This window comes from Lentzea sp. NPDC060358 (assembly GCF_042725365.1).
Taxonomy (GTDB): Bacteria; Actinomycetota; Actinomycetes; order Mycobacteriales; family Pseudonocardiaceae; genus Lentzea.
This window is the reverse complement of record NZ_JBHXCW010000526.1, coordinates 1-1004: the sequence shown is the minus strand read 5'-3', so window position 1 is coordinate 1004 and position 1004 is coordinate 1. Positions and strand designations below refer to the sequence as shown.

1 protein-coding gene is annotated in these 1004 nt (G+C 71.5%); it reads right to left on the bottom strand.

Translation table 11 applies throughout. The annotated features are described in order from the left end of the window. A partial coding sequence (locus ACFWGZ_RS41385) for an AMP-binding protein (RefSeq protein ID WP_382457038.1) occupies positions 1-1004 on the bottom strand: 1004 nt, incomplete at both ends.

Below are 1004 nucleotides of genomic sequence, written 5' to 3'. Positions count from 1 at the left end.
GCCTTGATCCGGTCGGTGATCCTCAGGTTGCCGTGCTCGTCGAGTACGCCGACGTCGCCGGTGCGCAGCCAGCCGTCCGGGGTGATCGCGGCGGCCGTGGTCTCCGGGTCCTCGAAGTAGCCGCCCATCACGTGGAAGCCGCGCACCAGGATCTCGCCGGGGGCGCCGGGGTCGGCCAGCACCCGGATCTCCGTGCCGGGGATCGCCCGGCCCGAGGTCGAGGCGACGGTCTCCGCCGGATCGTCGCGGCGGCACATGCTGACGATGCCGCTCGCCTCGGAGAGGCCGTACGCGGTGAGGACCGTAGAGATCCGCAGTTCCGTACGGAGCCGCTCCACCAGTCTGAGCGGGACCACCGCCGCGCCCGTCACCACCAGGCGGAGGGCGGAGAGATCGTGCGTGTCCCGGGCCGGGTGGTCCAGCAGGGACTGGTGGAGGGTGGGCGGGCCGGGCAGCACCGAGATCCGTTCGGCGGCGATGTTGGCCAGGGCGGTGTCCACGTTGAACACCGGCTGCGGGACCATCGTGGCGCCCCGCATCAGGCAGGCGATGACGCCCGCCTTGTAGCCGAAGGTGTGGAAGAAGGGGTTCACGATCAGATAGCGGTCGCCCTCGCGCAGGCCGGCCAGCTCGCTCCAGATCGCGTAGCAGCGCAGGGTCTGGGCGTGGGTGATGACGGCACCCTTGGGACGGCCGGTGGTGCCTGAGGTGTAGATGATGTCGGAGGGGTCCGAGGGGGCGACGGCTCCCGCCCTGGCGCGTACCGCTTCCGCGGACACCCCCTCCCCCGCCGCCAGGAAGTCCTTCCAGGTGACGTAGTCGTCGGGGGCGGTGTCGGCCAGCACCACCACCTTCTCCAGGTGCGGGAGTTCGGCCTCCGCCCGGCGCAGTGACGCCACGTACGACGTGCCGAGGAAGGTGCCGGTGACGAAGAGGAGCTTCGCCCGGCTGCGGCCGAGGACGTACGCCGCCTCCGCGCCCTTGAAGCGGGTGTTGAGCGGGAC